The following is a 25764-nucleotide window of genomic DNA, read 5'->3' on the forward strand; positions in this document are numbered from 1 at the left end:
ACCACTTACGAACCACTGGAGTACGCGATGAGTGCCAACGTCGATCTCAACCAACGTCCCGACTACGACGCCGTCCTGCAGGACATCGCCGACTACGTGCTGGACTACCGCATCGATTCCGCGGAGGCCCTGGACACCGCCCGCAACTGCCTGATGGATACCCTCGGCTGCGGCCTGCTGGCGCTGCGCTTCCCGGAATGCACCAAGCACCTCGGCCCACTGGTCGAGGGCACCCTGGTCCCGCACGGCGCGCGGGTGCCGGGCACCTCCTTCCGGCTCGACCCGGTCAAGGCCGCCTGGGACATCGGCTGCATCGTCCGCTGGCTGGACTACAACGACACCTGGCTGGCCGCCGAGTGGGGCCATCCCTCGGACAACCTCGGCGGCATCCTCGCCGTCGCCGACCACCTCTCGCAGAAACGCCTGGCCAACGGCGAAGCGCCGCTGAGCATGCGCCAGGTACTGGAAGCGATGATCATGGCCCACGAGATCCAGGGCGTGATCGCCCTGGAGAACTCGTTCAATCGCGTCGGCCTCGACCATGTGCTGCTGGTCAAGGTCGCGTCCACCGCCGTCTGCGCCAAGCTGATGGGGGCCGACCGCGAGCAACTGCTGGCCGCCCTCTCCCACGCCTTCGTCGACGGCCAGGCCCTGCGCACCTACCGTCACGCACCGAACGCCGGCTCGCGCAAGTCCTGGGCCGCTGGCGACGCGACGAGCCGCGGCGTACGCCTGGCGGACATCGCCTTGCGCGGCGAGATGGGCATCCCCGGCGTGCTCAGCGCGCCGCAGTGGGGTTTCTACGATGTCCTGTTCAGCCACACCAGCAAGGACCTGGCGACCAAGCCCGAGAACAAGCGGCGCTTCCGCTTCCCCCAGGGCTACGGCAGCTACGTGATGGAAAACGTGCTGTTCAAGATCAGCTTCCCCGCCGAATTCCACGCGCAGACCGCCGCCGAGGCCGCCGTGCGCCTGCATCCGCTGGTGAAGGACCGCCTGCAACGGATCAGCCGCATCGTCATCACCACCCACGAGTCGGCGATCCGCATCATTTCCAAGGTCGGCCCGCTGGCCAACCCCGCCGACCGCGACCATTGCCTGCAGTACATGACCGCCGTGCCGCTGATCTTCGGCGACCTGGTGGCCGAGCACTACGAGGACGCCTTCCACGCCGCCCACCCGCTGATCGACCGCTTGCGCGAGAAAATGGAGATCGTCGAGGAGCCGCGCTACAGCCGTGAATACCTGGAGGCGGACAAGCGCTCCATCGCCAACGCCGTGGAAGTGTTCTTCGACGACGGCAGCAGCACCGGCCAGGTCGCCGTGGAGTACCCGCTCGGCCATCGCCGCCGGCGCGCCGAAGGCATTCCGCTGCTGCAGGAGAAGTTCAAGGCCAACCTGGCCACGCGCTTCCCGCCGCAGCGCTGCCAGAGGATCTTCGACCTGTGCAGCCACCAGGCGTCACTGGAAGCCACGCCGGTGAACCGCTTCATGGACCTCCTGGCGATCTGAGCGCGCCCGCCTGGAAGGCGCTGGGCGGCTGGCCGAGGAGCCGGCGGAACATGGTCGAGAAGGCTGCCGGGCTCTCGTAGCCGCAGTCCAGGGCGATGGCGGTGACCGTTTCGCCGCCGGCCAGCCGCGCCAGTGCCTGCACCACGCAGGCGCGTTGCTTCCAGGCCCCGAAGCTGAGGCCGGTGTAGCGACGGAAGGTGCGGTTGAAACTGCGCAGGCTGGTATGCAGCAGCCCGGCCCAGCGCTCGGCGCTGGCGCGGATGTCGGGCTCGACGAGGAACGCCTCGCAAAGCGCCAGCCAGCGCGGCTCGGGCGGCAAGGGCACGTGCAGCGGCAGCGTCTCGGCCGCCGCCAGCTCATGGAGCAACAGCGTCGCCAGCGCGCCGTCACGACCTTCGGTGTCGTATTCCAGGGGCATGTCCACCGCCGCCAGCAACAGTTGCCGCAGCAACGGCGACACCGCCAGCACCTGGCAGTGCGCCGGCATCGCCGTGGCGCTGCCGGGCTCGATGTACAGGCTGCGGGTGCTCACCCCGAGCATTCGCACCTCGTGCTCGACGCCCGGCGGAATCCACACCGCGCGCTGTGGCGGCACCACCCAGCCGGCGTCGCCGGTACGCACCTGCATCACTCCGCTGGCACCGTACAGCAATTGCGCGCGACGGTGCCGATGGCGCGGCAGCAGGTAGCCGTCGGGATAGTCGGTACCCATGGCCACCACGGCCCGGGGCGTGGCGTCGTACTGCTCGATGGAAGCGTTGCGCATGGTCGAAGCACCTGGCCGAAACACGAATAGTATTGGCCAACCTCGCGAAGCGGGCCAACCCCGGGACACCTAAGCTGGCCTTCCGCTCTCGTTCCGGAAACCCGCCATGTTCTATCTCCTGCTCTTTCTCTGCGGCTGCCTCACCGGGGTCAGCGCCGTGTTGTTCGGCTTTGGCGGCGGCTTCGTGGTGGTGCCGCTGCTCTATCACCTGCTGCAACTCGGTCGCGCCGCCGACGACCCGCTGGCCCAGGCGGCCATGCAGGTCGCGGTGGCCACCTCGACCTGCGTGATGATCGTCAACGCCGCCCTCGCCACCTATCGCCACCGGCGCGCCGGCAGCCTGCTGCGCGCCTATGTCTGGCCGCTGGGCGCGTACATCGGTGTCGGCGCGGTGCTCGGCGCGGCGCTGGTCGGCCTGGCCAGCGGCGACTTCATCCGCCTGGCCTTCGTCGCCTACCTCGCCATCACCATCCTCGACTGCCTGTTGCGCCGCGGCTTCCTCAGCCGCGCCGAGGAGCGCCAGGCGCGGCCGCTGGGTGTCGGCGAGACGCGCCTGGGCGGAACGCTGATCGGTGCGATCGCCACCTTCCTCGGCGTCGGAGGCAGCGTGATGACCGTACCGCTGCTGCGCCGCTGCGGGCTGAGCATGACCCAGGCGACCTCCATGGCCAACCCGCTGAGCCTGCCGGTGGCTCTTGGCGGCACCCTTACCTACCTGGTCCTGGCCGGCTACCAGGAGCAAGGCCTGGGCCGAGGCTTCGTCGGCTACATCGACCTGCTGGCCTTCGCCACCCTGGCCGGCGGCGGCTGGCTCGGCATCCGCCTGGCGACCCCGCTGATCGGGCGGATTCCCGATGCGCTGCATGCACGGGTGTACGTCGGCCTGCTGGCGGCGGTGATGCTGAGCATGCTGGCGGGCTGATGCCCCAGCCTGGGTAGGGCGAATAACGCCAACGGCGTTATCCGCCGGATGCACCGGACCGGATATCGGCGCAACGAAAAAAGGGCCTCGTCCGAGGCCCTTCTTCCTTTCCGGCGCTACACCGCTCAGGACGCCGCGCGGCTTACCGCGCCGGCGCCGGCAGGCTCCTTCGGCGCCAGGTTGAAGGCGTAGTACAGGACAGTCAGCAGCAGGATGAACGGCGGGCCGATGTAGAGGGCGATGCGGGTGTCCTCGAAGAAGGCCATCAGCACCACTACCATCACCAGGAACGCCAGCGCCAGGTAGGAACTGAGCGGGTACAGCCACATGCGGTATTGCAGCTTGTCGCACTCGGCCGGGCTGAGCGTCTTGCGGAAGCGCAACTGGGCCAGCAGGATCATCGCCCAGGTCCAGATCGCGCCGAAGGTGGCGATGGAAGTCACCCAGACGAATACCTTCTCCGGCACCAGGTAGTTCAGCAACACGCCCAGCAGCAGCGCCAGGATCGACAGGATCAGCGCCCGGCGCGGTACGCCGCTGCGCGAGGCCTTGCCGAAGAAGGCCGGGGCCTGGCGATGCTGGGCCAGGCTGTAGAGCATGCGCCCGGTACTGAAGATGCCGCCATTGCAGGACGACAGTGCGGCGGTGATCACCACGAAGTTGATGATCCCGGCGGCGGTCTTGATGCCCATGCGCTCGAAGGTCATCACGAAGGGGCTGCCCTGGGTGCCGATCTCGTTCCACGGATAGAGCGACATGATCACGAACAGCGAGCCGACATAGAACAGCAGGATGCGCCAGAACACCGAGTTGATCGCGCTGGGAATGGTCTTGGTCGGGTTACGCGCTTCGCCGGCGGTGAGGCCGATCATTTCCACCCCGAGGTAGGCGAACATCACCATCTGCAGCGACATCAGCACGCCCTGGATGCCATTGGGCATGAAGCCGCCGTGGGCCCAGAGGTTGGAGATGCCGGTGGCGATGCCATCGTTGCCGAAGCCGAAGACGATCATGCCGATGCCGACCACCACCATCGCCAGGATGGTGACGATCTTGATCAGGGCGAACCAGAACTCGAACTCGCCGAAGGCGCGCACCGCGATGAGGTTGATCGTGCCCATGCTCGCCAGGGCCGCCAGGGCCCAGATCCAGCGCGGCACGTCGGGGAACCAGATGCCCATGTAGACGGCGACGGCGGTGATCTCGGCGACACAGGTCACCAGCCAGAGGAACCAGTAGTTCCAGCCGGTGATGAAGCCCGCCAGCGGGCCCAGGTAATCCTTGGCGTACTGGCTGAAGGAACCGGCCACCGGATTGTGTACCGCCATCTCGCCGAGGGCGCGCATGATCACCAGGATCGCCAGGCCGCCGAGGATGTAGGAGATCATGATGGCCGGGCCGGCCATCTGGATGGCCTTCGCCGAGCCCAGGAACAGGCCGACGCCGATACAGGCGCCGAGCGCCATCAGGCGGATGTGTCGCTCACCGAGCTCGCGCTTCAGGGAGCCGTCTTGAACCTTCTGTTCGCCGACAGACGACATGGGAACAACCTCATTTTGTTATTGAGATAGATCAGTTGCGGACTCGCTCGTGCGGTCGGGGTAGGGAAGCGGATTTCGCCAACGGCGCGGCCCCTGCGCGATACCGCACAGCGGGCGACGACGGGGCGTCATAGGTTCCAGGACTGCACACCGGAAGAGGCTGTCCGCTCTCGTGGAGCGAACGTGGGCATTGCGGGAGTCGACTACAACTGAGGTCGGGCCGGAGTTTTACACAAGATTTCGAGGCCGTCATGCCCCGCGACAGGGCAACTGGACCAAAGGCGTAAGCGCTCTGCAACGCCCATTGCGGGGCTGAAAGGTTTCACTCGGCGAGTCCCGCCCGCAGCAACAGGGACAGCGGCCTGCCGAGCCGGGGATGGACGGTTTCGCTCAGGCCCCGCAGGCACCAGCCGCTGCCGTCGAGCAGCGCCAGCCAGGACTCCAGGGTGCGGAAATACCAGGGCATGCTGTCGCGGAAGCCTTCGCCGAAGCCGTCGAAGCGCTCCTCGCGCCAGCCGTCGCGGTAGTCCTCGTCGCCGACGGCCCAGGGATGCAGGGTCTGGATCAGCAACTCGCCGCCGCTTTCCAGCAGCGCCGGCCAGGCCGCCAGGCAACCGGCAAGGTCTTCGTCGAGCAGGGAGAAATTGCACACCAGGGCGTCGAAACGACCGAGCCCCGAGGCCGCATCCAGCTCGCGGTAGGCCAGGCGCCGGAAGCTACCGCCGCCCGCCGCGCGGGCGAGTTCGATCAGTTCCGGCGAGGCGTCGATGCCGACGCATTCGCCGACCTCGCCGGCCAGCGCCCGGCACAGCCAGCCCTCGCCGCAGCCGATATCCAGCAGGCGCCGCGGCGCGCGCTGGCGCAGCGCCTGGAGAATCGCGTCGTCGGTGGCCAGGCGGCGGCTTTCCAGGCGTCCCTCGCGCACGGCGCGGGCCCAGGCCTCGGCATTGCCGCGCCAGCTGCGCTCGAGCCGTCGGCTGCGCTCCATGGGGTCAGCGCAGGGGTTCGCGGCAGCGGAGGTCGCGGTAGGGGCCGTCGAGCCTGACCCAGCCGTCTCCCGGCGAGGTCTGCATGCAGGCGACCTGGCCGTCGAGCTTGCTCTGCCATTTGTAGAAGGGCGCCGGCGCGGCCTGCGCCGCGAGGCCGGAGAAACCCGCCAGGACGACACCGACGAGAAGGGGGAAAAGTGTGCGCATCGACATTCCGGACCCGAAACACAAGGAACTCAGACAGACACTCTAACCCCTGCGCCACGCCGCTCCAATCCTCGGTCGTCCGATTGCCGCCGGGGAGATTTTCCTTGCACGAATGACAGCAGGGTTGCAGCGGGACAACTAGACTTCCCCCCAGGTGCGGATGAATTGCGCAGCTACAGGCGGTGCGAGCATGGGTGCATCAGAACGATCCACGAACGACCCTTCCGAGCTGCAACCCTGCAGTCTCCCTGCCTCCGCTTCTCCTCGAAAAAGCCGTCTCCGCCAACGCCTGATGCTGATCGGCTTCGCCTTGCCGATCCTCGCCGCGGTGGGCATCGTGGTCCTTCACGAAGCGCACACCTCGCGGCTGCAGGCACGCGAGCTGGCACGCTACGCCGCGACCCTGGACTACGAGGTGCGCCAGGGTCCCAGCGAGGCCATCCTGTTCCCGGCGGACGGCCCCTTCGACCGCCGCCTCGGCTACCAGTTGCTGCCTTCGTTCATGCAGCGCCTGTACGACCGCGACTACGCCATCACCCGCCAGGCGCACTTCTCCCCGGCGCTGATGCGCTACGCCGAACACCGGCTGTTCCCGCCCTACGCGGAAAAGGCCCAGGCCGGGCTGGACATCGCCGATTGCCGCGGCGTGCCGATCTACGACTTCCGCTATCCGCAACGGCGCTACGCGAACTTCGCCAGCCTGCCGCCGCTGGCGGTGCAGAGCCTGCTGTTCATCGAGAACCGCGACCTGCTCGATCACGAACGCCCCTACCTCAACCCGGCGGTGGACTGGGGTCGCTTCACCCAGGCGGCGCTGTCGCAGGTCGGCAAGATGCTCGGCTTCAGCGCGCACTCCTCCGGCGGCAGCACCCTGGCGACCCAGATCGAGAAATACCGCCACTCTGCCGAAGGGCGCACCGGCAGCATCGGCGACAAGCTGCGGCAGATGCTCTCGGCCAGCGTACGCAGCTATCGCGAAGGCCCGGCCAACTTCGCCGCGCGCCAGGACATCGTGCTCACCTACCTCAACTCGGTGCCGCTGTCGGCGGCGCCGGGCTACGGCGAGGTCACCGGCCTGGCCGATGGCCTGTGGGTCTGGTACGGCGCCGACTACCGGCAGGTCGGCGAGGCACTCGACGGCAAGGCCGGACTGGCCGCCCAGGGCCTGGCCCTGCGCCAGGTGCTGGCGCTGATGATCGCCCACCGCCGGCCTTCCTTCTATCTGGCGCCGCGCGGCCGCGACGAGCTGGACCGGATGACCGACAGCCACCTGCGGGTCCTGACCCAGGCCGCGTCATCGAGGCGCCGTTACGCGATGCGGCGCTGGCGCAGAAGCTGGCGTTCCGCGACCCACGCAGCCAGCCGACGGTGCAACCGCTGCCGACCAACAAGGGCGTGACCCTGGCTCGCACCCGCCTGGCCGGGATGCTCGGCGTGCCACTGTACGACCTCGACCGTCTCGACCTGCGGGCCAATACCACCCTCCAGCACGAGTTGCAGGAAAGCGTCACCGCCTACTTGCAGAAACTCGCCGACCCGGACTACGCCGCCCAACTCGGGCTGATCGGCGAACGCCTGCTGACCCCGACCTCGACCCGCTCGGTACGCTACAGCTTCACCCTGTTCGAACGTACGCCGAGCGGCAACCAGGTGCGGGTGCAGACCGACAACACCGACCAGCCCTTCGACATCAACGAAGGCAGCAAGCTGGAGCTGGGCTCCACCGCCAAGCTACGGGTGCTGGCCAGCTACCTGGAGACCGTCGCGCAGATCCACCGCGACTATGGCGGCATGAGCGTCGCCGAGCTGCGCAAGGTGGAAGTGGAGCCGCTCGATTTCATCCTCCGCTGGGGCATCGACCACCTGGTCGCCAGCCGCGACCGCGATCTTTCCGCGATGCTCCAGGCGGCCATGGAACGGCGCTATTCGGCCAGCCCCTACGAGAGCTTCTTCACCGGCGGCGGGCTGCACACCTTCAACAACTTCCGCAAGGAAGACAACGGCCGCCGGCCGATGCTGCTGGAAGCCCTGCGCGAATCGATCAACCTGCCCTTCGTGCGCCTGCTGCGCGACCTGATCCGCCACGACATCTACCAGAACGCCGGGAGCAAGGTGCAGTTGCTGGCCGATGATAAGGACCCGCGCCGCGCCGACTATCTCGACCGTTTCGTCGACAAGGAAAGCCAGGTCTACCTGCGCCGCTTCTGGGTCAAGTACCGCGACAAGGACGCCAACCAGCGCCTGGAGACCTTCCTCGACGGCCTGCGTCCCTGGCCGGTGCGGCTGGCTGCGATCCATCGCTACCTGCAGCCACAGGCCGACCTGGCGAGCTTCAGCGCCTTCCTCCGCGAACGCCTGCCCCGCGGCAGCCTGACCGACAAGCGCGCCGCCGAGCTGTACGAGCGCTACGGCCCGGGCAAGTTCAACCTCAACGACCAGGGCTACGTCGCCCGCGTGCACCCGCTGGAGCTATGGCTGCTCGGCTATCTGCAGAAGCAGCCGCAGGCGACCTTCGGCGAGGCGGTGGCGGCCAGCGGCGCCGAGCGCAAGGAGGTCTACGGCTGGCTGTTCAAGTCGCGGCACAAGAACGCCCGCGACAAGCGCATCCGCATCCTGCTGGAGGTGGAGGCCTTCCTCGACCTGCACCAGCAATGGAAGAAACTCGGCTATCCCTTCGATCACCTGGTGCCGTCCTACGCCACCGCCCTGGGCAGCTCCGGCGACCGCCCGGCGGCGCTGGCCGAACTGATGGGGATCATCGTCAACGATGGCGTGCGCATGCCGACCCTGCGCCTGGAGCACCTCGACTTCGCCCTGGGTACGCCCTACGAGACGCGCTTCGCCCCGGAAGCCACCCTCGGCCAGCGGGTGATGACCTCGGAGGTCGCCGCCACCCTGCGCAACGCGCTGTCCCAGGTGGTCGACGCCGGCACCGCGCGGCGCCTGCAAGGCACCTTCAGCCGTCCGGACGGCGCGCCGCTGGTGATGGGCGGCAAGACCGGCACCGGCGACAACCGCCTGCAGACCTTCAGCGCCGGCGGCCACGTGCGCAGTTCGAAGGCACTGAACCGCACCGCCACTTTCGTCTTCTACATCGGCCCGCGGCACTTCGGTACCCTCACCGCCTACGTCGACGGCAGCGAGTCGAGCCAGTTCAAGTTCACCTCGGCCCTGCCAGTGCAGGTGCTCAAGGGCATGGCACCGCTCCTCAGGGACTACCTCGACCCACGCACCGCCACCCGCTGCCAGGTACCGTTGTCGCCGCAACAGATCGGCCGCCTGTAGCGGTTCAGCGCACCGGCCAGTACCAGGCCGGCCGGTCCAGCTCGCGCAGCCCCTGGATGCGGGTCTCGCCGAAGTCCTTCTCCAGCCCCAGCGAATGGCATTCCGGGTGTTCTTCGAGCGTCGCGACAAGCCGCGCGGCGTGCGACACCACCAGCACCTGGGAGTGCTGCGCGGCCTGGCCGACCAGGCGCCCGAGGGCCGGCAGCAGGTCGGGATGCAGGCTGGTTTCCGGTTCGTTGAGCACCAGCAGCGCCGGCGGCCGCGGCGACAACAGGGCGGCGATCCACAGCAGGTAGCGCAGGGTGCCGTCCGACAGCTCCGCGGTGCGCAGCGGCCGCAGCAGGCCGGGCTGCTCGATCAGCACTTCGAAGCGCCCTCCCGGGTTGTCGATGTGCAGGCGGCTGCCGGGAAAGGCATCGTCCACCGCTTCGTCCAGCGCCGCCGCATCGCCGATCTCGCGGATGGTCTGCAGGGCCGCGGCCAGGTCGGCGCCGTCGGCGCCCAGCACCGGCGTATGGGTGCCGATCTGCGGACGCCGCGCCGGTGCCTCGGCGTCGCTGCGGAAATGGTCGTAGAAGCGCCAGGAGCGGATCCGCTCGCGCAGGCCGAGCAGTTCCGGCACCTGTCGCGGGTCCACCGCCGCGCCCAGCATGCTGTCGAAGGTGGCGAGGTGCTGCGCCGCCACTTCCCAGCGACCGCCGCCGCCGCGTGCCCGCAACAACGGCCCGCGACGGTCGACCAGGACATTGGCCGGGCGCAGGAACGGGCCGGCCCAGATGCATTCGCGCTTGATCACCGGGTCGAGACCGAACTTGCTCTGGCTTGGCTCCGGCAGGCCGAGGTCGATGCAATAACCGAAATCCTCCCCGGCGAAGCCCAGGCGCAGGTTCACCGACTGCCGGCGCACGCTGCCTTCGATCGGCTGGGCGCCACTGCGCATGGCCCGGCTGATGTCCTCCGGTCCCGCCCACAGGGTCGATGGCAGGCCGCCCTCGCGCGCCAGCGACGGGATCACTTCGCCGCGCGCGCTGTCCGCCAGCAGGCGCAAGGCCCGGTAGACGTTGGACTTGCCGGCGCCGTTGGCGCCGGTGATCAGGTTCAGGCGCCGCAGCGGCATCACCAGGTCGCGCAGGGTGCGGTAGTTGGACACCGCCAGGGTGGTCAGCATGGCTGCTCTCGAAGGAACGGAAACGCGGCCGATTGTAGGCCAAATGCCGCATCGCTTACTTGAGCCCGGCCACCCCGGCGACGATCAACCCGACAGAAACCAGCTTCACCGCCGTCAGGCTTTCGCCAAGCAGCAGGACGCCGAGGAACACCGTGCCCAGCGAGCCGATCGCGGTCCAGATCGGATAGGCGACGCTGACCGGCAACTCGCGCAGCGCCAGGGTCAGGAAATAGATCCCGCCGATCGCCGCGACCACCGTCAGTAGCGACGGCCAGAGTCTGCCGAAGCCGTTGGAGAACTTCATGCCCATGGCGAAGGCGACCTCGAAGGCCGCCGCCACCAGCAGATGGAACCAGGCCATGGCGGCTCCTCAGGCCGACCGCGCCAGCGCCAGCAGGCGCTGTTCCGCCTCGGCGCAGGATTCCTCGAAGGACCTGCCGCCGGATTCCTCGCCTTCCGCCGCGACCACCGTGACCTCGTCGATGCCGATGAAACCCAGCGCGGTGCGCAACCAGGGATCGGCGTGGTTCATCGCCTGGTTCTCGCCGCCCGGGCCGAAGCCATGGCCACCGCGACTGGTGACGATCAGCGCACGCTTGCCACGCAGCAGCGGCCGGTACTGGGCGACGCCATTGTCGAGGACGAAATCGAAGGTCACCCCGAGGCGCACGATCTGGTCGATCCAGGCCTTCAGGCCGCTGGGCACGCTGAAGTTATACATCGGCGTGGAGATCACCAGCAGGTCGCTGTCGAACAGTTCGCCGACCAGTTGGTCGCTCAGCGCCAGGTCGGCCTGCATCGCCAGCGAACGCTGTTCCGGCTGGGGATGGAAGGCGGCGGCGACGAAGGCCTCGGTGACCGCCGGAAGCGGTACCCGGCCGACTTCGCGGCGCGCCACGCGGGCCTGTGGATGGGCTTCGCGATAGGCCGCCAGGAAAACCTCGGTGAGACGCCGGGATTGCGAGCGCTCGCCTCGCGGGCTGGCATGCACTGCAAGAATTCTACTCATCTGTATCTCCTTGGATTCGGCTAGACTCGAATGGCCTCAAGGCCCTTCTCCTGGAGCCAGAAATTATTGGCAGCGGGGGTTCCCGACAAATGAGCAATAGTTGTTCAGGGTGAATTCAGTTCATCCATGGAGATTCCGATGTTCGCTTCCCTGCCGCTGACCGCGTTGCGCACCTTCGAATCGGCGGCCCGCCAGTCGAGCTTCAAGGCCGCCGCCGAGGAGCTTGCGGTAACGCCAACCGCGGTTTCCCACCAGATCCGTTCGCTGGAAGCCTGGCTCGGCGTTCCGCTGTTCCAGCGTCTGCCACGGAAAGTGCGCCTGACCGACTGCGGCGAACGGCTGTTCCGCAGCCTGCACGGGGCCCTGCTGGAAATTTCGCAGAGCGTCGACACGCTGCGTCCGCAGCGCAGCGGCGGCAACCTGACGGTCTCCACCACCCCGGCCTTCGCCGCCCTCTGGCTGGTGCCGCGTCTCGGCCGCTTCTACACCGCACACCCACAGATCAACCTGCGCCTGGACACCAACTGCGAAGTCCTCGACCTGCACCAGGACGCCAGCATCGACCTGGTGATCCGCTACAGCCTCGACGACTACCCGAACTTCTACGGTCTCTGCCTGTTCGACGAATGCTTCGCGGTCTATGGCTCGCCGGCCCAGGTCGCCCTGGCCGGAGAACGGCAGCCGACCCTGATCAGCGTGCGCTGGCACAACTCCAGGCTCTACGCCCACGGCTGGGAGGCCTGGTGCGCGCAGGCCGGCGAAAACTGGATGGAGGGCCAGCCGGTGATCCGCCAGTACGACGAGGAGCACTATGCCCTGCAGGCGGCCATCGCCGGCCAGGGACTGGTGCTGGCCAGTTCGATCCTGGTTTCGGAAAGCGTCGCCAGCGGCCTGCTGCAACCCTACAGAGCGGATATCAGTGTCGACGGCGCCGGCTACAGCGCGCTATGCGTGCCCGGACGGGAACGTCATCCGCCGGTGAAGGCATTCTTCGAATGGCTGAGGCTGGAGGCACGACAGTCGGGGCACGCTTGCCGGCTGGAGCGGGACGCCTGAGCGGCGCGGCGGGACAGGGACAACGCGGCTGCCGTTATCCGTCCTGCGCGGAGAGCGCAGCAGCCGCCGGAAAAAACGACGGCCCGCACCTTGCGGGGCGGGCCGTCTCCATGCGCGGGCGCTTCACCCGCCCGCAGGCTCGATCAGCGCTGGGTTACCGGAGCGGCGGAACCCTGGTGCGCCTCGCGGTACTCCTGCTCCGCATCGTCGAAGCGTTTGAGCATGCTCGTCGAAGGCGCCTTGCCGAGCAGGCTGAAGACGACGATGGCGACGCTGGCGAAGAGGAAGCCGGGGATGATCTCGTACAGGCCGGTCCAGCCCAACAGGTTCTTCCACAGGATCACCGTCGCCGCGCCGACGATCATGCCGGCCAGCGCGCCGTTGCGGGTCATCCGCTTCCACAGCAGGGAGAACAGCACCAGCGGGCCGAAAGCGGCGCCGAAGCCGGCCCAGGCATAGGACACCAGGCCGAGCACGCGGTTTTCCGGGTTGGCGGCCAGCCAGATGGCGATCACCGCCACCAGCAGCACCATGGCGCGACCGACCCAGACCAGTTCCAGCTGGCTGGCGCCCTTGCGCAGGAAGGCCTTGTAGAAGTCCTCGGTGAGCGCCGAGGAGCAGACCAGCAGTTGGCAGCTCAGGGTGCTCATGACCGCGGCGAGGATGGCGGACAGCAGCACGCCGGCGACCCACGGGTTGAACAGGATCTTGGCCAGCTCGATGAACACCCGCTCGGGGTTGTCGCTGACCGCGCCGGCCTGCTCCGGATGCGCCTGGAAGTAGGCGATGCCGAAGAAGCCCACGGCCACGGCGCCGCCGAGGCAGAGGATCATCCAGGTCATGGAGATGCGGCGCGCGGCCGGGATCGATTTCACCGAATCGGCGGCCATGAAGCGCGCCAGGATGTGCGGCTGGCCGAAGTAGCCCAGGCCCCAGGCCATCAGTGAGATCACGCCGATGAAGGAGGCGCCCTTGAGCATGTCGAAGCTGGTCGCGTCCTTCAGCTCGATGGCAGTGAAGGTCGGCTCGACGCCGCCGGTGGCGAGCATCACGATCACCGGGGTGAGGATCAGCGCGAAGATCATCAGCGAGGCCTGCACGGTGTCGGTCCAGCTCACCGCGAGGAAGCCGCCGATGAAGGTGTAGGCGATGGTCGCCGCGGCGCCGGCCCACAGCGCGGTCTCGTAGGAGAGGCCGAAGGTGCTCTCGAACAGGCGCGCACCGGCGACGATGCCGGAAGCGCAGTAGATGGTGAAGAACACCAGGATCACCAGGGCCGAGAAGATCCGCAGCAGGCGGCTGTTGTCCTCGAAGCGGTTGGTGAAGTAATCGGGCAGGGTCAGCGCGTTGCCGTTGTGCTCGGTCTGCACCCGCAGGCGGCCGGCGACGAACAGCCAGTTGAGGTAGGCGCCGACGATCAGGCCGATGGCGATCCAGCTTTCGGACAGGCCGGACAGGTACACCGCGCCGGGCAGGCCCATCAGCAGCCAGCCGCTCATGTCGGAGGCGCCGGCGGACAGCGCCGTGACGAAGCTGCCGAGGCTGCGGCCGCCGAGGATGTAGTCGGAGAAGTTGTTGGTGGAGCGATATGCCGCCAGGCCGATCAGGACCATGGCCGCGATGTAGATCACGAAGGTGATCAGCGTGGGCGTATTGACACTCATAGGGACTCCCCTATTGCTTGTTTTTATCCGGGCCCTTGCGTGTGCAAGCAACGGGTAGCGGGCCCTTGGTTGGCAGAATGGCGCTTGTGGCGTCACTCCGTGAGCGCTTGCCGGAGCAAGCCGGAAACGTGGGTGGCCTCAAACGAGTCCGAACAGGCCCACGCCTCACGATCCCTCCCCTGTCGGGCAGGGAAAATCGTCCTTTATGGTCCGCTCCGGGCACGCACCGGAACGGCGGTCATTTCCCTCGGCGTCCGCCACGGCGAACCCCGGAAACCGACCCGGGCGCCAAGGCGCCCGGGAACGGAGTATCACTCGGCGTCGGCCAGCGACAGCAGCGACGCGTTGCCGCCCACCGCGGTGGTGTTCACCGACGTGGTGCGCTCGCTGACGAAACGCAGCAGGTAGTTCGGCCCGCCGGCCTTGGGACCGGTGCCGGACAGCCCGTGGCCGCCGAACGGTTGCACGCCCACCACCGCGCCGATCTGGTTGCGGTTGATGTAGAGGTTGCCGACCCGCGCCAGCTCTTCGATGCGACGGGCGGTTTCCTCGTTGCGGCTATGGACCCCCATGGTCAGGCCGAAACCGGTGGCGTTGATCGCCTGCACGACCTTTTCCAGGTCCTGCGCGGCATAACGCACCACGTGCAGCACCGGGCCGAAGTTCTCTTTCTTCAGCTCGTCGATGCCGCTGATCTCGAACGCGACGGGAGCGACGAAGTGACCGTTCAGGTTGCCCGGCACCTTGGTCTCGGCGATCAGCTTGCCGGCGGCCTTCAGCGCGGCGATGTGCTGCTCCAGGCCGGCCTTGGCCTCGGCGTCGATCACCGGGCCGACGTCGCTGACGCGCACGTCGGTCGGGCCGACCTTCAGCTCGGCCATGGCGCCCTTGAGCAACTCGATCACCCGCTCGGCGATGTCCTGCTGCACGTACATCACGCGCAGCGCGGAGCAGCGCTGGCCGGCGCTGGTGAACGCGGATTGTACCGCATCCTTGATCACCTGTTCCGGCAAAGCGGTGGAATCGACGATCATCGCGTTCTGCCCGCCGGTCTCGGCGATCAGGGTGGCGATGGCGCCGGGCTTCTCGGCCAGTTGGCGGTTGATGATGCGGGCGGTGTCGGTGGAGCCGGTGAAGGCCACCCCGGCGACCCGCGCGTCACGGCAGAACACGCCGCCGAGGGTGGCGCCGTCGCCCGGCAGCAGGGCGATAACGTCCTTCGGCAGGCCGGCTTCGAACATCAGTTCGACGGTACGCGCGGCGATCAGGCTGGTCTGCTCGGCCGGCTTGGCCAGCACGGTGTTGCCGGCCACCAGCGCGGCGCTGATCTGGCCGAGGAAGATCGCCAGCGGGAAGTTCCACGGGCTGACGCAGGCGAAGATGCCGCGGCCTTCGTAGAACAGCTCGTTGCGCTCGCCGGTCGGGCCGCGCAGTTCCTCGCGGACCAGGCGCTGGCGGGCCTGCTGGGCGTAGTAGCGGCAGAAGTCGACCGCCTCGCGGATCTCGTCGATACCGTCCTGCAACGACTTGCCGGCTTCCAGGGTGCACAGCGCCATCAGCTCGCCGCGCTGGGCTTCCAGCAGGTCGGCGAGACGCTCGAGGATGCCGGCACGCTCGTCCACCGGGGTGGCGCTCCAGCGCGGCCAGGCCGCCTGCAACACGTCGAGGGCCTTGCCGGCCTGCTCGGCGGACGCGTACTGGACGCTGCCGACCAGCCTCTCCAGGTCGTACGGGCAACGCACTTCGTGGGCCGGGCCGGAAAGTTTCTCGCCGTTGACGATCGGCGCGGCTTGCCACTGGCGGGTCAGGTGCGGCTTGTAGGCGAGCTCCAGCTCGTTCCACTGGTTCTGGATGTTCATGTTGATGCCCTGGGAGTTTTTCCGCCCGGCGCCGAAGATCGCCTGGGGCAGAGGGATACGGTCGTTGGCCAGCGTCTTGAACTGGCGCAGTTGGGTAACCGGGTGCTGGATCAGCGTCTCCACCGGCACGCGCGGGTCCACCAGCTTGTGCACGAAGGAAGAGTTGGCGCCGTTCTCCAGCAGGCGGCGGACCAGGTACGGCAGCAGGTCCTTGTGCGCGCCGACCGGGGCGTAGATGCGCACGTTGCGGCGGTACTTCTCGATCACCGTGTCGTACAGCGCGTCGCCCATGCCGTGCAGGCGCTGGAACTCGAAGTCGCGCTCCTCGCCGCCGGCGGCCCTGGCTTCGTCGGCCAGGGCGAGGATGGCGGTCACGGTGTGGGCGTTGTGGCTGGCGAACTGCGGGTAGATCACCCCGCGGGTGTGCTCGCTGAGCAGGTAGCGGGCGCAGGCCAGGTAGGAAGTGTCGGTGCCTTCCTTGCGGGTGTAGACGGGGTAGCCGTCGGCGCCCTGCACCTGGCACTGCTTGATCTCGCTGTCCCAGTAGGCACCCTTCACCAGGCGCAGCGGGATGCGTGCGCCAAGCTCGCGGCCGAGCAGGGTCAGCCACACCAGCACCGGCAGGCAGCGCTTGGAGTAGGCCTGGATGACCAGGCCGAACTCGCCCCAGCCGGCGATGGCCGGGTCGCGCATCAGCTTCTCGTAGAGTTCGAGGGACAGCTCCAGGCGATCGGCTTCCTCGGCGTCGATGGTGATGCCGACGTTCAGCTTGCGCGCGCGCACCGCCAGTTCCAGGACGTTGGCGAACAGCTCGCTGAGCACCCGCTCGCGCTGCGCCACCTCGTAGCGCGGATGCAGCGCCGAGAGCTTGATCGAGATCGACGGCCGCGGCCCCGGACCGACCTGCGGCTCGGCGCCGACGGTGTCGATGGCCTGGCGGTAGTCGGCCATGTATTTCTCGGCGTCGGCGGCGGTCAGCGCGGCCTCGCCGAGCATGTCGAAGGAATAGGTGTAGCCCTGCTCGCGGCATGGACGACCGTTCTTCAGCGCTTCGGAGATGGTCCGGCCAAGCACGAACTGCTTGCCCATCAGCTTCATCGCCTGGTTCATCGCGGCGCGGATCACCGGTTCGCCAGAGCGCTGCACCAGCCGGCTGATGACGCTCGGGGCGCGGCCGTCGGTGCGTTCGTCGATGTTCACCACCTTGCCGGTCATCACCAGGCCCCAGGCGGCGAAATTGACCAGAACGTTGTCGCTCTGGCCGAGATGGCGCTGCCAGTCGGCGGCGGACAGCTTGTCGCGGATCAGCGCGTCGGCGGTCGCCGCGTCAGGCACACGCAACAGCGCCTCGGCCAGACACATCAGCAACAGGCCTTCCTGGGTGTCCAGGCTGTATTGGCGCAGGAGTGCGTCGAGGGTATCGACGGCGTTGTCCCGGCTGCGCACGGTTTCGATCAGTGCGCGGGCGTTGCGGCGGATAGCCTCGATGCCGTCGGGACCGGGGTCGGCGAGCTGCAGCAGTTCGCCCAGGTAGGCTTCCTCGTCGACCGCGTAGTTGGCGCTGATGACAGGGAAGAATTCGGCTGCGGACCGGGTCTGGTCCTCGCCCTGCAAGACGTGACTGGCTTTGAACATCACGCCCTCCTCTTGTGGAGCCATTGTTATTGAAAGAAGTCCGGCCAGGCGTCCATTGCCCGGGGCACCGCCGCCGGCGGGTTGTGCCGGCGGCGCGGCACGTCCTGTGGCGCGGGAATACGGATCAGTATGGGTCAGGCCCATTCCGCCGGCGCGAGGCACCAGCGGATAGCGGAATGTAGTGGCTGCGAGAGGGGCGATTCTTGCGAAAGACTCTGGAGTTTTTGCGGAAAACTCCTGGCTGCGGAACTTTCCCGTTCCTCTTCGCCGGCAGGCATGCGGACATTGCCGCTGCACGTCGGCACGACGCCATGCAGAGTGGCTACGCGGGTCTACCGACACAAAAAGAAATAATATAACATCCCAATAAATACGCCGATCCGACCCCGTCGCCCTTCCTCCGGGAAGGGCCTGGGTTCGCTTTGGCCTGAAAAAAGTCCGACCCATGACCATGGAGCCCGCAATGTCCTCTTCCGGCCTTTTCCCTTCCCGTCCGCTCTGGCCTCTCACGCCACTGGCGCTGGCCTGCCTGATCGTTTCGGGGGAAACGCTCGGCGCCGACGGCCGCCCCAGCGAATTGCCCTCCCAGGTGATCACCGCCAACCCGCTGGGCAACGAATCTCCCGCCACGCCCAGCAGCGTGCTCGAAGGCGACGAGCTGACCCTGCGACAGAAAGGCAGCCTCGGCGAAACCCTCAACGGCCTGCCCGGGGTGTCCTCCACCTACTTCGGACCGGGCGCCAGCCGACCGGTGATCCGCGGCATGGACGGTGATCGCATCCGCCTGCTGCGCAACGGCGTCGGTGCGCTCGACGCCTCGTCGCTGTCCTACGACCACGCGGTGCCGGAAGACCCCAACAGCGTCGAGCGCCTGGAAGTGGTACGCGGCCCGGCCGCCCTGCTCTACGGCGGCAATGCCATCGGCGGGGTGGTGAACAGCTTCGACAACCGCATCCCCAGCGAACCCGTCGACGGCATCCACGGCAGCGGCGAACTGCGCTACGGCGGCGCCGACACCACCCGTAGCCGCTCCGGCGCACTGGAGGCCGGCGACGGCAACTTCGCCCTGCACGTGGACGCCGCCAGCCGCGAGTTCAACGACGTCAGGATTCCCGGCTACGCCCATTCCAGCCGCCAGCGGCAGATCGACGGCGACACCGGCAAGCATCGGGTGCAGAACAGCGACGGCCGCCAGGACGGCGGCGCCGTCGGTGGCTCCTATCACTGGGAGCACGGTTACGCCGGCCTCTCCTACAGCGGCTACGACAGCAACTATGGCTCGCCGGCCGAGGACGACGTGCGCCTGAAGATGCAGCAGGACCGCTACGCCTTCGCCTCCGAGATCCGCGACCTCGAAGGCCCGTTCACCTCGCTGAAGCTGGACGCCGCCTATACCAAGTACGAGCACAAGGAAATCGAGGACGGCGAGACCGGCACCACCTTCAAGAACGAAGGCTACGAAGGCCGCATCGAGGCCCGCCACCGCCCGCTCGGCCCGCTGAACGGGGTGGTCGGTGCGCAGTTCGCCAACAGCCGCTTCTCCGCCCTCGGCGAGGAAGCCTTCGTGCCGCACACGGAAACCGACAGCGCCGCGCTGTTCGCCCTGGAGGAATGGAAGCTCAGCGACCGCCTCGACCTCAGCTTCGGCGCCCGCCTGGAGCACACCCGCGTGAACCCCGACGCCAAGGGCAACGAGCGCTTCGCCGAGAACGACGGTTCACAGAGCTTCACCACCGGCAGCCTGTCCACCGGCGCGGTGTACAAGCTGACGCCGATCTGGTCGCTGGCCGCCACCCTCAGCTACACCGAGCGCGCACCGACCTTCTACGAGCTGTACGCCAACGGTCCGCACGCCGCCACCGGCACCTACGAGGTAGGCGATGCCGACGCGGACAAGGAAAAGGCGGTCTCCACCGACCTCGCCCTGCGCTTCGACAACGGCGTGCACAAGGGCAGCGTCGGGGTGTTCTACAGCCGCTTCTCCAACTACATCGGCCTGCTCGCCAGCGGTCGCCATCGCAACGAGGAAGGCGAAGTGGTCGCCGCCAGCGATGACGAGGCGCTGCCGGAATACCTCTACAGCGGCGTTCGCGCGGACTTCTACGGCGTCGAGGCGCAGGACCGCATCCACCTGCTGGAAAGCCCGTACGGCAACTTCGACCTGGAACTCTCCGGGGACTACACCCGCGCCAAGAACAAGGACACCGGCGAACCGCTGCCACGCATCGCCCCGCTGCGCCTGAACACCGCGCTGATCTGGGAGTTGCAGCAGTGGCAGGCGCGGGTCGACGTCGAACACGCCGCCTCGCAGCACCGCGTGCCGGAGGAAGAACTCTCCACCGACGGCTACACCACCCTCGGCGCCAGCCTCGGCTACAACTTCGACCTCGGCGAGAGCCGCTGGCTGGCCTTCGTCAAGGGCACCAACCTGACCAACCAGACCGTGCGCTACGCCAGTTCGATCCTGCGCGACCGAGTGCCGGCGGCGGGACGCGGCATCGAGGCGGGGGTGAAGGTGGCGTTCTGAGACAGGCCGTGCGGGACGAATTCGCTCGGCGGATGACGTCCGCGCCGTTATCCGTATATGGACTCCTGCCGGTAGGGCGAATAACCGCCTGCGGTTATCCGCCGAAGGTGGCGGACGGCGCTCAGCCCTTGCGCAGCGACTTCGGCGTCAGCCCCAGGTAGCGGCGCATCGCCGTGGTCAGCGCGCTCTGGCTGGAGAAGCCGCATTCCTCGGCGATCCGCACCAGGGGCAAGCGGCTTTCCCGCAGCAACCGCGCGGCGCAGTCGAGGCGGACTTTGAGCAGGTACTGGTGCGGGGTCAGGCCGACGCTGTCCTTGAACTGCGCGTGGAAATGGCTCGGGCTGAGACAGGCGACCTGGGCCAGTTCGGCGACCGTGATGCGTCGCGCCAGGTTCCGCACGATATGCGCGTCCAGGCGCTCCAGGTCGAGCGGCCCGCTGGCCGCCAGGGGCTGCTGCTCGCCGAACAGGCGCAGGTGCAGGGCGCGGATCAGCACTCCGCCGAGGGCACGGGTCAGCAACGGGTCGCTGCCGTAGCGGGCCAGTTCGGCGCCGGCGTAGCTGAGCAGGTTCTGGAAGTCGGCGTCCAGGGTCGGGTAGCGCGGCGCCTCGAACAGGCGCGCGAGCAGGTCGGGGTCTTCCGGGGTCGGGTTGTCCTCGCCCAGGTCGATGATCAGCATGCGGTTGTCGCCCACCCCGGCGAACACGTGGCCCGCCTCGCCCGGCACCAGGCAGGCGCGCATCCGGCAGACTTCCCCGCCACAGCCGTTGACCTCGAATTCGGCGCGCCCGGCCAGCGACATCACCAGTTGATGATGTTCGTGGGCGTGGGTGTGCGACTGGTCGGGCAGACGGATGAGACGGGTGTCGAACATGAACGGCAACTGCTCAATTTTTGCGCACTCTACTCGACTTGCCCGACGCTGCCCAGCACCTTGCCGCAAGTGGTACCCGCGTACCGCGTGCTGCGTGGAAACCTTCGGCAACATCCTTGAACGGACAGGGATTGAAACCCGCCCCCGGGGCCCCATCTAGACTCTCATGTTTCAGTCAGTCAGGTGCCTCATGAGCGACCAGGACGTTAATCCCGAACACATCAGCGACGCGCAGCCCTCCGGCACCGGCCTGGTGCTGCCCGGCCAGACCCTGCCGACCACCCTCTACGTGATCCCGATCCACAACCGCCCCTTCTTCCCGGCGCAGGTGCTGCCGGTGATCGTCAACGAAGAACCCTGGGCGGAAACCCTCGAACTGGTGGCCAAGACCGACCACCATTCGCTGGCCCTGTTCTTCATGGACAATCCTCCGGAAGACCCGCGCCACTTCGACGTCAACAGCCTGCCCGAGCACGGCACGCTGGTCCGGGTGCACCATGCCTCGCGCGAGGGCGGCAAGCTGCAGTTCGTCGCCCAGGGCCTCTCGCGGGTGCGTATCCGGGGCTGGATCAAGCGCCATCGTCCGCCGTTCATGGTGGAGGTGGACTATCCGAAGACCCCGATCGATCCCAGTGACGAAGTGAAGGCCTACGGCATGGCCCTGATCAACGCGATCAAGGAGCTGCTGCCGCTCAACCCGCTGTACAGCGAGGAACTGAAGAACTACCTGAACCGCTTCAGTCCCAACGACCCGTCGCCGCTCACCGACTTCGCCGCGGCCCTGACCACCGCGCCCGGCGGCGAACTGCAGGAAGTGCTGGACACCGTGCCGATCCTCAAGCGGATGGAGAAGGTCTTGCCGCTGCTGCGCAAGGAGGTGGAAGTCGCGCGCCTGCAGAAGGAGCTGTCCGCCGAGGTCAACCGCAAGATCGGCGAACACCAGCGCGAATTCTTCCTCAAGGAACAGTTGAAGATCATCCAGCAGGAGCTGGGCATCACCAAGGACGACAAGAGCGCCGACGCCGACGAATTTCGCGCCCGCCTGGAAGGCAAGGTGCTGCCCGAGCAGGCGCGCAAGCGTATCGACGAAGAGCTGAACAAGCTGTCGATCCTCGAGAGCGGCTCGCCCGAGTACGCCGTCACCCGCAACTACCTGGACTGGGCCACCGCCCTGCCCTGGGGCGTGTACGGCAAGGACAAGCTCGACCTCAAGCATGCGCGCAAGGTCCTCGACAAGCATCACGCGGGCCTCGACGACATCAAGGATCGCATCCTCGAATTCCTCGCCGTGGGTAGTTTCAAGGGCGAGATCGCCGGTTCCATCGTGCTCCTGGTCGGCCCGCCGGGGGTGGGCAAGACCAGCATCGGCAAATCCATCGCCGAGAGCCTCGGCCGGCCGTTCTACCGCTTCAGCGTCGGCGGCATGCGCGACGAGGCGGAGATCAAGGGCCACCGCCGCACCTACATCGGCGCCCTGCCCGGCAAGCTGGTGCAGGCGTTGAAGGAAGTCGAGGTGATGAACCCGGTGATCATGCTCGACGAAATCGACAAGCTCGGCGCCAGCTACCAGGGCGACCCGGCCTCGGCGCTGCTGGAAACCCTCGACCCGGAGCAGAACGTCGAATTCCTCGACCACTACCTGGACCTGCGCCTGGACCTGTCCAAGGTGCTGTTCGTCTGCACCGCCAACACCCTCGACTCGATCCCCGGACCGCTCCTCGACCGGATGGAAGTGATCCGCCTGTCCGGCTACATCTCCGAGGAAAAACTGGCCATCGCCAAGCGTCACCTGTGGCCCAAGCAGTTGGAAAAGGCCGGCGTGCCCAAGGGCCGCCTGAGCATCAGCGATGCCGCGCTGCGTGCGGTGATCGAGGGCTATGCGCGGGAAGCCGGGGTGCGCCAGTTGGAGAAACAGCTCGGCAAGCTGGTGCGCAAGTCGGTGGTCAAGCTGCTGGAGGATCCCGAGTCGAAGGTGAAGATCGGTCCCAGGGACCTCGAGGACTACCTCGGCATGCCGGTGTTCCGCAGCGAGCAGGTGCTTTCCGGGATCGGCGTGATCACCGGGCTGGCCTGGACCAGCATGGGCGGCGCCACCCTGCCGATCGAGGCGACCCGCATCCACACGCTGAACCGTGGCTTCAAGCTCACCGGCCAGCTCGGCGACGTGATGAAGGAATCCGCCGAGATCGCCTATAGCTACATCGGCTCGCACCTGAAGAAGTATGGCGGCGACCCGACCTTCTTCGACCAGGCCTTCGTCCACCTGCACGTGCCGGAAGGCGCCACGCCCAAGGACGGCCCCAGCGCCGGCGTCACCATGGCCAGCGCCCTGCTCTCCCTGGCGCGCAACCAGGTGCCGAAGAAAGGCGTGGCGATGACCGGCGAACTGACCCTGACCGGCCAGGTCCTGCCCATCGGCGGGGTCCGCGAGAAGGTGATCGCCGCGCGCCGGCAGAAGATCTTCGAGCTGATCCTGCCGGAAGCCAACCGCGGCCACTTCGAAGAGTTGCCCGACTATCTCAAGGAAGGGCTCACCGTGCATTTCGCCAAGCGCTACGGCGACGTGGCCAAGGTGCTGTTCCCGGCCTGAGCCGGCGGCGGATGGCCGACCGGTTCGGCCATCCGCCGTGCCAACCTTGGCGCTCGGGCGCCGGCAGGGTTTATGCTGGCGCCCTTTCCATTCGAGCCGAGGAGCGCTGCATGTCCTTTTCCCCCTCCCGTCTGCTGCTGCCATTGTCCATCGTGGTCCTGGCCGGCTGCGCCGGGCAACAGAAGCCGGTGGTCACCCTGGACGACGCCGACGACTGTTCGCCGCTGAAGCTGACGCAAGGCCAGGAACTGGTGCTGACCCTGCCGAGCAATCCCACCACCGGCTTCCGCTGGGAACTGCGCAACCCCGCCGCCAGTGTGCTCAAGCGCCTTGGCCCGGAGGTCTACAGCAATTCCGAAGAAGACAGCGGCCTGGTTGGCAGCGGCGGCGAATCGACCTGGCGCTTCCGCGTCGCCGCCAGCGGCGACGACCGCCTGGAACTGGTCTACCGGCGGCCCTGGGAAAAGGACGCGGAACCGGCGGAAAGCTTTTCCTGCGCGATCCAGGTGCGCTGAAACCGCTGCCCGCGGCGGACACATTCTGTACGAAGACCGACGTCCTGCGCCGTGGCGACCTGGCCTATCCTGACAGGCCCCGTCGCCCCGAGGACTCCATGCTCCGCGCCTCCTTCGTCCTGCTCGCCCTGTCCTGCGCCGCTCCTCTGCCCTCGCTGGCCGAACCGTTGCGCTTCGCAGGCGACGACGGCTGCCCCTACCTGTGCCCTGGCACGCCGCAGCGGCCCGGCTACCTGGTCGAGGCGCTCAGCCAGGTCCTTCGGGAGCCACCGCACTTCGACAGCCTGCCCTGGCCGCGCGCCGTGCAGATGGTCCGCGACGGCCATCGCGACGGCCTGGTCGGCGCCTATGGACTCGACGGCCTGCGGGTCGGCAGCGAGCCCATCGGCTGGGTCGAGCTGGCCTTCTACACCCGCCACGACAGCGACTGGCGCTACTCCGGCGATGCATCCCTGCTCGGCCAGCGCCTGGGCCTCGCCCAGGGCTACGTGAACAATCCGCGCTTCGAAGCCTGGCGCAGCCAGGCCGGCGACGACGACCTGCACCTGCAGGTCCTCGGCGGCGAGCGCGTGCTGCCGCGCAACCTGCAGAAACTGCTGCTCGGCCGCATCGACGTGCTATTGGAAGACCGCGACATCATCGAGCACTACCTGGAGCATCATCCGCAGCTCGCCGGACAGGTCCGCCGCGCCGGCGAACTGCCCGGGCGGCAGCCGCTGCACGTCGGCCTCAGCCCGCACCTGCCGGAGGTCGACGCGCGTCTCGCGGAACTCGACGAAGGACTGCGCCAACTGCGTCGCGAAGGCACCCTGAAGGTCCTCGGCGAGCGCTATAGGCTTTCTTTCGAATGACTTTCCGGGCCGCCGGAAATCCGCCGCCAGACCAGCAACCACGCTGCTTTCAGCCGATTGAATAAATTCCGGCAGGCCTTTTTGGCGTCGTCTATTACTCAATCTACGACGGCACCGAAAGGAGGCGCGTCATGGGCACCGCTCTTCGTTACTCACTGCTCTGGGCATCCACTGTCTTCGTTTCCTCCTGCGGCAGCCTGCTGCCCAGCGAACGAGCGGAAGTCCAATCCCCCTTCGTCGACTACCTCGATGCCGAACTGCGCTATTCCCAGGCGCAACCCGGCAGCACGACCCGTTCGCAGCTGTTCGGGTTGGGTTTCGATCCATTGACCCAGGGCAACGGCCGCATGCTGTCGTTCATCGACGTGCGGCTCATGTTCATCCAGCCGAACATCCCCATCGATTACCTGCCGGGCGGCCTGGTGCAATGCCTGGAAGCGAAGGACCGTTGCATCGGCTACGCCTTCGATTTCAGCAAGACCGACACCCAGCGGGTCGGCAGCTTCTGGGCGGACGTGTTCAACTTCCGCAAGAAACGGGAGTTGCAGGGCTGGTCGTTCAAGGCAGTGTTCGTCTTCGTCAACGACGTGCTGGTGCACAAGGTCAGCAACGGCGAACCGAACATCCATCGCCTGGAAGACAAGAAGAACCCGCTGGGTCCGCTGCAGGGCGCGGGAGAGTACTTCTCCGACAAGCTCAGGTGATTCGCCTGCGCGCATGGGTGAATCGTCGCCGCGCAGTTGGGCGACGCTCGTCCCTCGGCTACAATTCGGCCCCCTGAAAAGCCGTGATGC

Annotated in this window: 18 protein-coding genes and 1 pseudogene; 9 read left to right on the forward strand and 10 right to left on the reverse strand. The window is 67.4% G+C overall.

The window, feature by feature from the left end; genetic code table 11:
* Positions 1 to 27 precede the first annotated feature (27 nt).
* On the forward strand, positions 28 to 1512 hold the full coding sequence (gene prpD / locus M6E97_RS19835; protein ID WP_033989662.1) for a 2-methylcitrate dehydratase: 1485 nt from the start codon (positions 28 to 30) through the stop codon (positions 1510 to 1512).
* Here the strand turns inward: prpD and M6E97_RS19840 are convergent.
* Complete coding sequence (locus M6E97_RS19840) at positions 1490 to 2278, reverse strand: AraC family transcriptional regulator (protein WP_033989661.1); 789 nt, start codon at positions 2276 to 2278, stop codon at positions 1490 to 1492. The two genes, prpD and M6E97_RS19840, sit on opposite strands and share 23 nt — an antisense overlap.
* Before the next feature lie 106 nt (positions 2279 to 2384).
* On the opposite strand from M6E97_RS19840, the gene M6E97_RS19845 reads away from it, so the two are divergent.
* On the forward strand, positions 2385 to 3200 hold the full coding sequence (locus tag M6E97_RS19845; RefSeq protein WP_003085615.1) for a sulfite exporter TauE/SafE family protein: 816 nt from the start codon (positions 2385 to 2387) through the stop codon (positions 3198 to 3200).
* Between the two features lie 125 nt (positions 3201 to 3325).
* Here M6E97_RS19845 and M6E97_RS19850 read toward each other — a convergent pair whose 3' ends face one another.
* The 3 genes from M6E97_RS19850 to M6E97_RS19860 all read right to left on the reverse strand — a co-directional run bounded on the left by M6E97_RS19850 (position 3326) and on the right by M6E97_RS19860 (position 5943).
* Positions 3326 to 4741 carry an amino acid permease gene (locus M6E97_RS19850; protein WP_023092181.1) on the reverse strand — a complete coding sequence of 472 codons (1416 nt, stop codon included), beginning with the start codon at positions 4739 to 4741 and terminating at the stop codon, positions 3326 to 3328.
* Between the two features lie 322 nt (positions 4742 to 5063).
* Entirely contained in the window at positions 5064 to 5729 is a 666-nt protein-coding gene (locus M6E97_RS19855; RefSeq protein ID WP_033989659.1) for a class I SAM-dependent methyltransferase, read from the reverse strand.
* A 4-nt stretch (positions 5730 to 5733) separates the two neighbouring features.
* Entirely contained in the window at positions 5734 to 5943 is a 210-nt protein-coding gene (locus M6E97_RS19860) for a hypothetical protein (protein WP_009875978.1), read from the reverse strand.
* Between the two features lie 154 nt (positions 5944 to 6097).
* On the opposite strand from M6E97_RS19860, the pseudogene M6E97_RS19865 reads away from it, so the two are divergent.
* A pseudogene (locus M6E97_RS19865) lies at positions 6098 to 9222 on the forward strand (transglycosylase domain-containing protein).
* A gap of 4 nt (positions 9223 to 9226) precedes the next feature.
* Here M6E97_RS19865 and M6E97_RS19870 read toward each other — a convergent pair.
* Genes M6E97_RS19870 through azoR1 form a run of 3 tightly spaced genes read right to left on the reverse strand, consistent with a single transcriptional unit; the run spans position 9227 to position 11399 of the window.
* Complete coding sequence (locus M6E97_RS19870; protein WP_003109755.1) at positions 9227 to 10390, reverse strand: AAA family ATPase; 1164 nt, start codon at positions 10388 to 10390, stop codon at positions 9227 to 9229.
* A 55-nt stretch (positions 10391 to 10445) separates the two neighbouring features.
* Positions 10446 to 10751: a DMT family transporter gene (locus M6E97_RS19875; RefSeq protein WP_003103070.1), complete on the reverse strand. Its 306-nt coding sequence runs from the start codon at positions 10749 to 10751 to the stop codon at positions 10446 to 10448.
* A gap of 9 nt (positions 10752 to 10760) precedes the next feature.
* On the reverse strand, positions 10761 to 11399 hold the full coding sequence (gene azoR1 / locus M6E97_RS19880) for an FMN-dependent NADH-azoreductase AzoR1 (RefSeq protein WP_033989658.1): 639 nt from the start codon (positions 11397 to 11399) through the stop codon (positions 10761 to 10763).
* Between the two features lie 126 nt (positions 11400 to 11525).
* Here azoR1 and M6E97_RS19885 point away from each other — a divergent pair, with 126 nt between their 5' ends.
* Entirely contained in the window at positions 11526 to 12455 is a 930-nt protein-coding gene (locus M6E97_RS19885; protein ID WP_079382493.1) for a LysR substrate-binding domain-containing protein, read from the forward strand.
* A gap of 143 nt (positions 12456 to 12598) precedes the next feature.
* Here the strand turns inward: M6E97_RS19885 and putP are convergent, their stop codons facing one another.
* Both putP and putA read right to left on the reverse strand, forming a co-directional pair.
* On the reverse strand, positions 12599 to 14119 hold the full coding sequence (putP, locus tag M6E97_RS19890) for a sodium/proline symporter PutP (protein WP_003085592.1): 1521 nt from the start codon (positions 14117 to 14119) through the stop codon (positions 12599 to 12601).
* 311 nt (positions 14120 to 14430) lie between these two features.
* On the reverse strand, positions 14431 to 17613 hold the full coding sequence (putA, locus tag M6E97_RS19895) for a bifunctional proline dehydrogenase/L-glutamate gamma-semialdehyde dehydrogenase PutA (RefSeq protein ID WP_034005567.1): 3183 nt from the start codon (positions 17611 to 17613) through the stop codon (positions 14431 to 14433).
* Between the two features lie 463 nt (positions 17614 to 18076).
* On the opposite strand from putA, the gene M6E97_RS19900 reads away from it, so the two are divergent.
* Positions 18077 to 20140 (forward strand): TonB-dependent receptor, encoded by a 2064-nt coding sequence (locus M6E97_RS19900; protein ID WP_033989656.1) that lies wholly within the window; start codon positions 18077 to 18079, stop codon positions 20138 to 20140.
* Between the two features lie 121 nt (positions 20141 to 20261).
* Here M6E97_RS19900 and M6E97_RS19905 read toward each other — a convergent pair whose 3' ends face one another.
* Positions 20262 to 21014 carry an AraC family transcriptional regulator gene (locus M6E97_RS19905; protein WP_003085585.1) on the reverse strand — a complete coding sequence of 251 codons (753 nt, stop codon included), beginning with the start codon at positions 21012 to 21014 and terminating at the stop codon, positions 20262 to 20264.
* 190 nt (positions 21015 to 21204) lie between these two features.
* Between M6E97_RS19905 and lon the strand changes: the two genes are divergently transcribed.
* From lon to M6E97_RS19925, 4 genes are all read left to right on the forward strand, one after another.
* Entirely contained in the window at positions 21205 to 23604 is a 2400-nt protein-coding gene (gene lon, locus M6E97_RS19910; protein ID WP_034005568.1) for an endopeptidase La, read from the forward strand.
* Between the two features lie 110 nt (positions 23605 to 23714).
* Positions 23715 to 24119: a protease inhibitor I42 family protein gene (locus tag M6E97_RS19915; RefSeq protein WP_003085581.1), complete on the forward strand. Its 405-nt coding sequence runs from the start codon at positions 23715 to 23717 to the stop codon at positions 24117 to 24119.
* A gap of 98 nt (positions 24120 to 24217) precedes the next feature.
* The gene (locus M6E97_RS19920) at positions 24218 to 24970 is read left to right on the forward strand and encodes a substrate-binding periplasmic protein (protein WP_034005570.1); all 753 of its coding nucleotides are present in this window, start codon (positions 24218 to 24220) and stop codon (positions 24968 to 24970) included.
* 131 nt (positions 24971 to 25101) lie between these two features.
* Positions 25102 to 25674 (forward strand): hypothetical protein, encoded by a 573-nt coding sequence (locus tag M6E97_RS19925; RefSeq protein WP_003085577.1) that lies wholly within the window; start codon positions 25102 to 25104, stop codon positions 25672 to 25674.
* Positions 25675 to 25764: the final 90 nt, after the last annotated feature.

The sequence above is a fragment of the Pseudomonas sp. B111 genome (assembly GCF_026428275.1).
Taxonomy (GTDB): Bacteria; Pseudomonadota; Gammaproteobacteria; order Pseudomonadales; family Pseudomonadaceae; genus Pseudomonas; species Pseudomonas aeruginosa.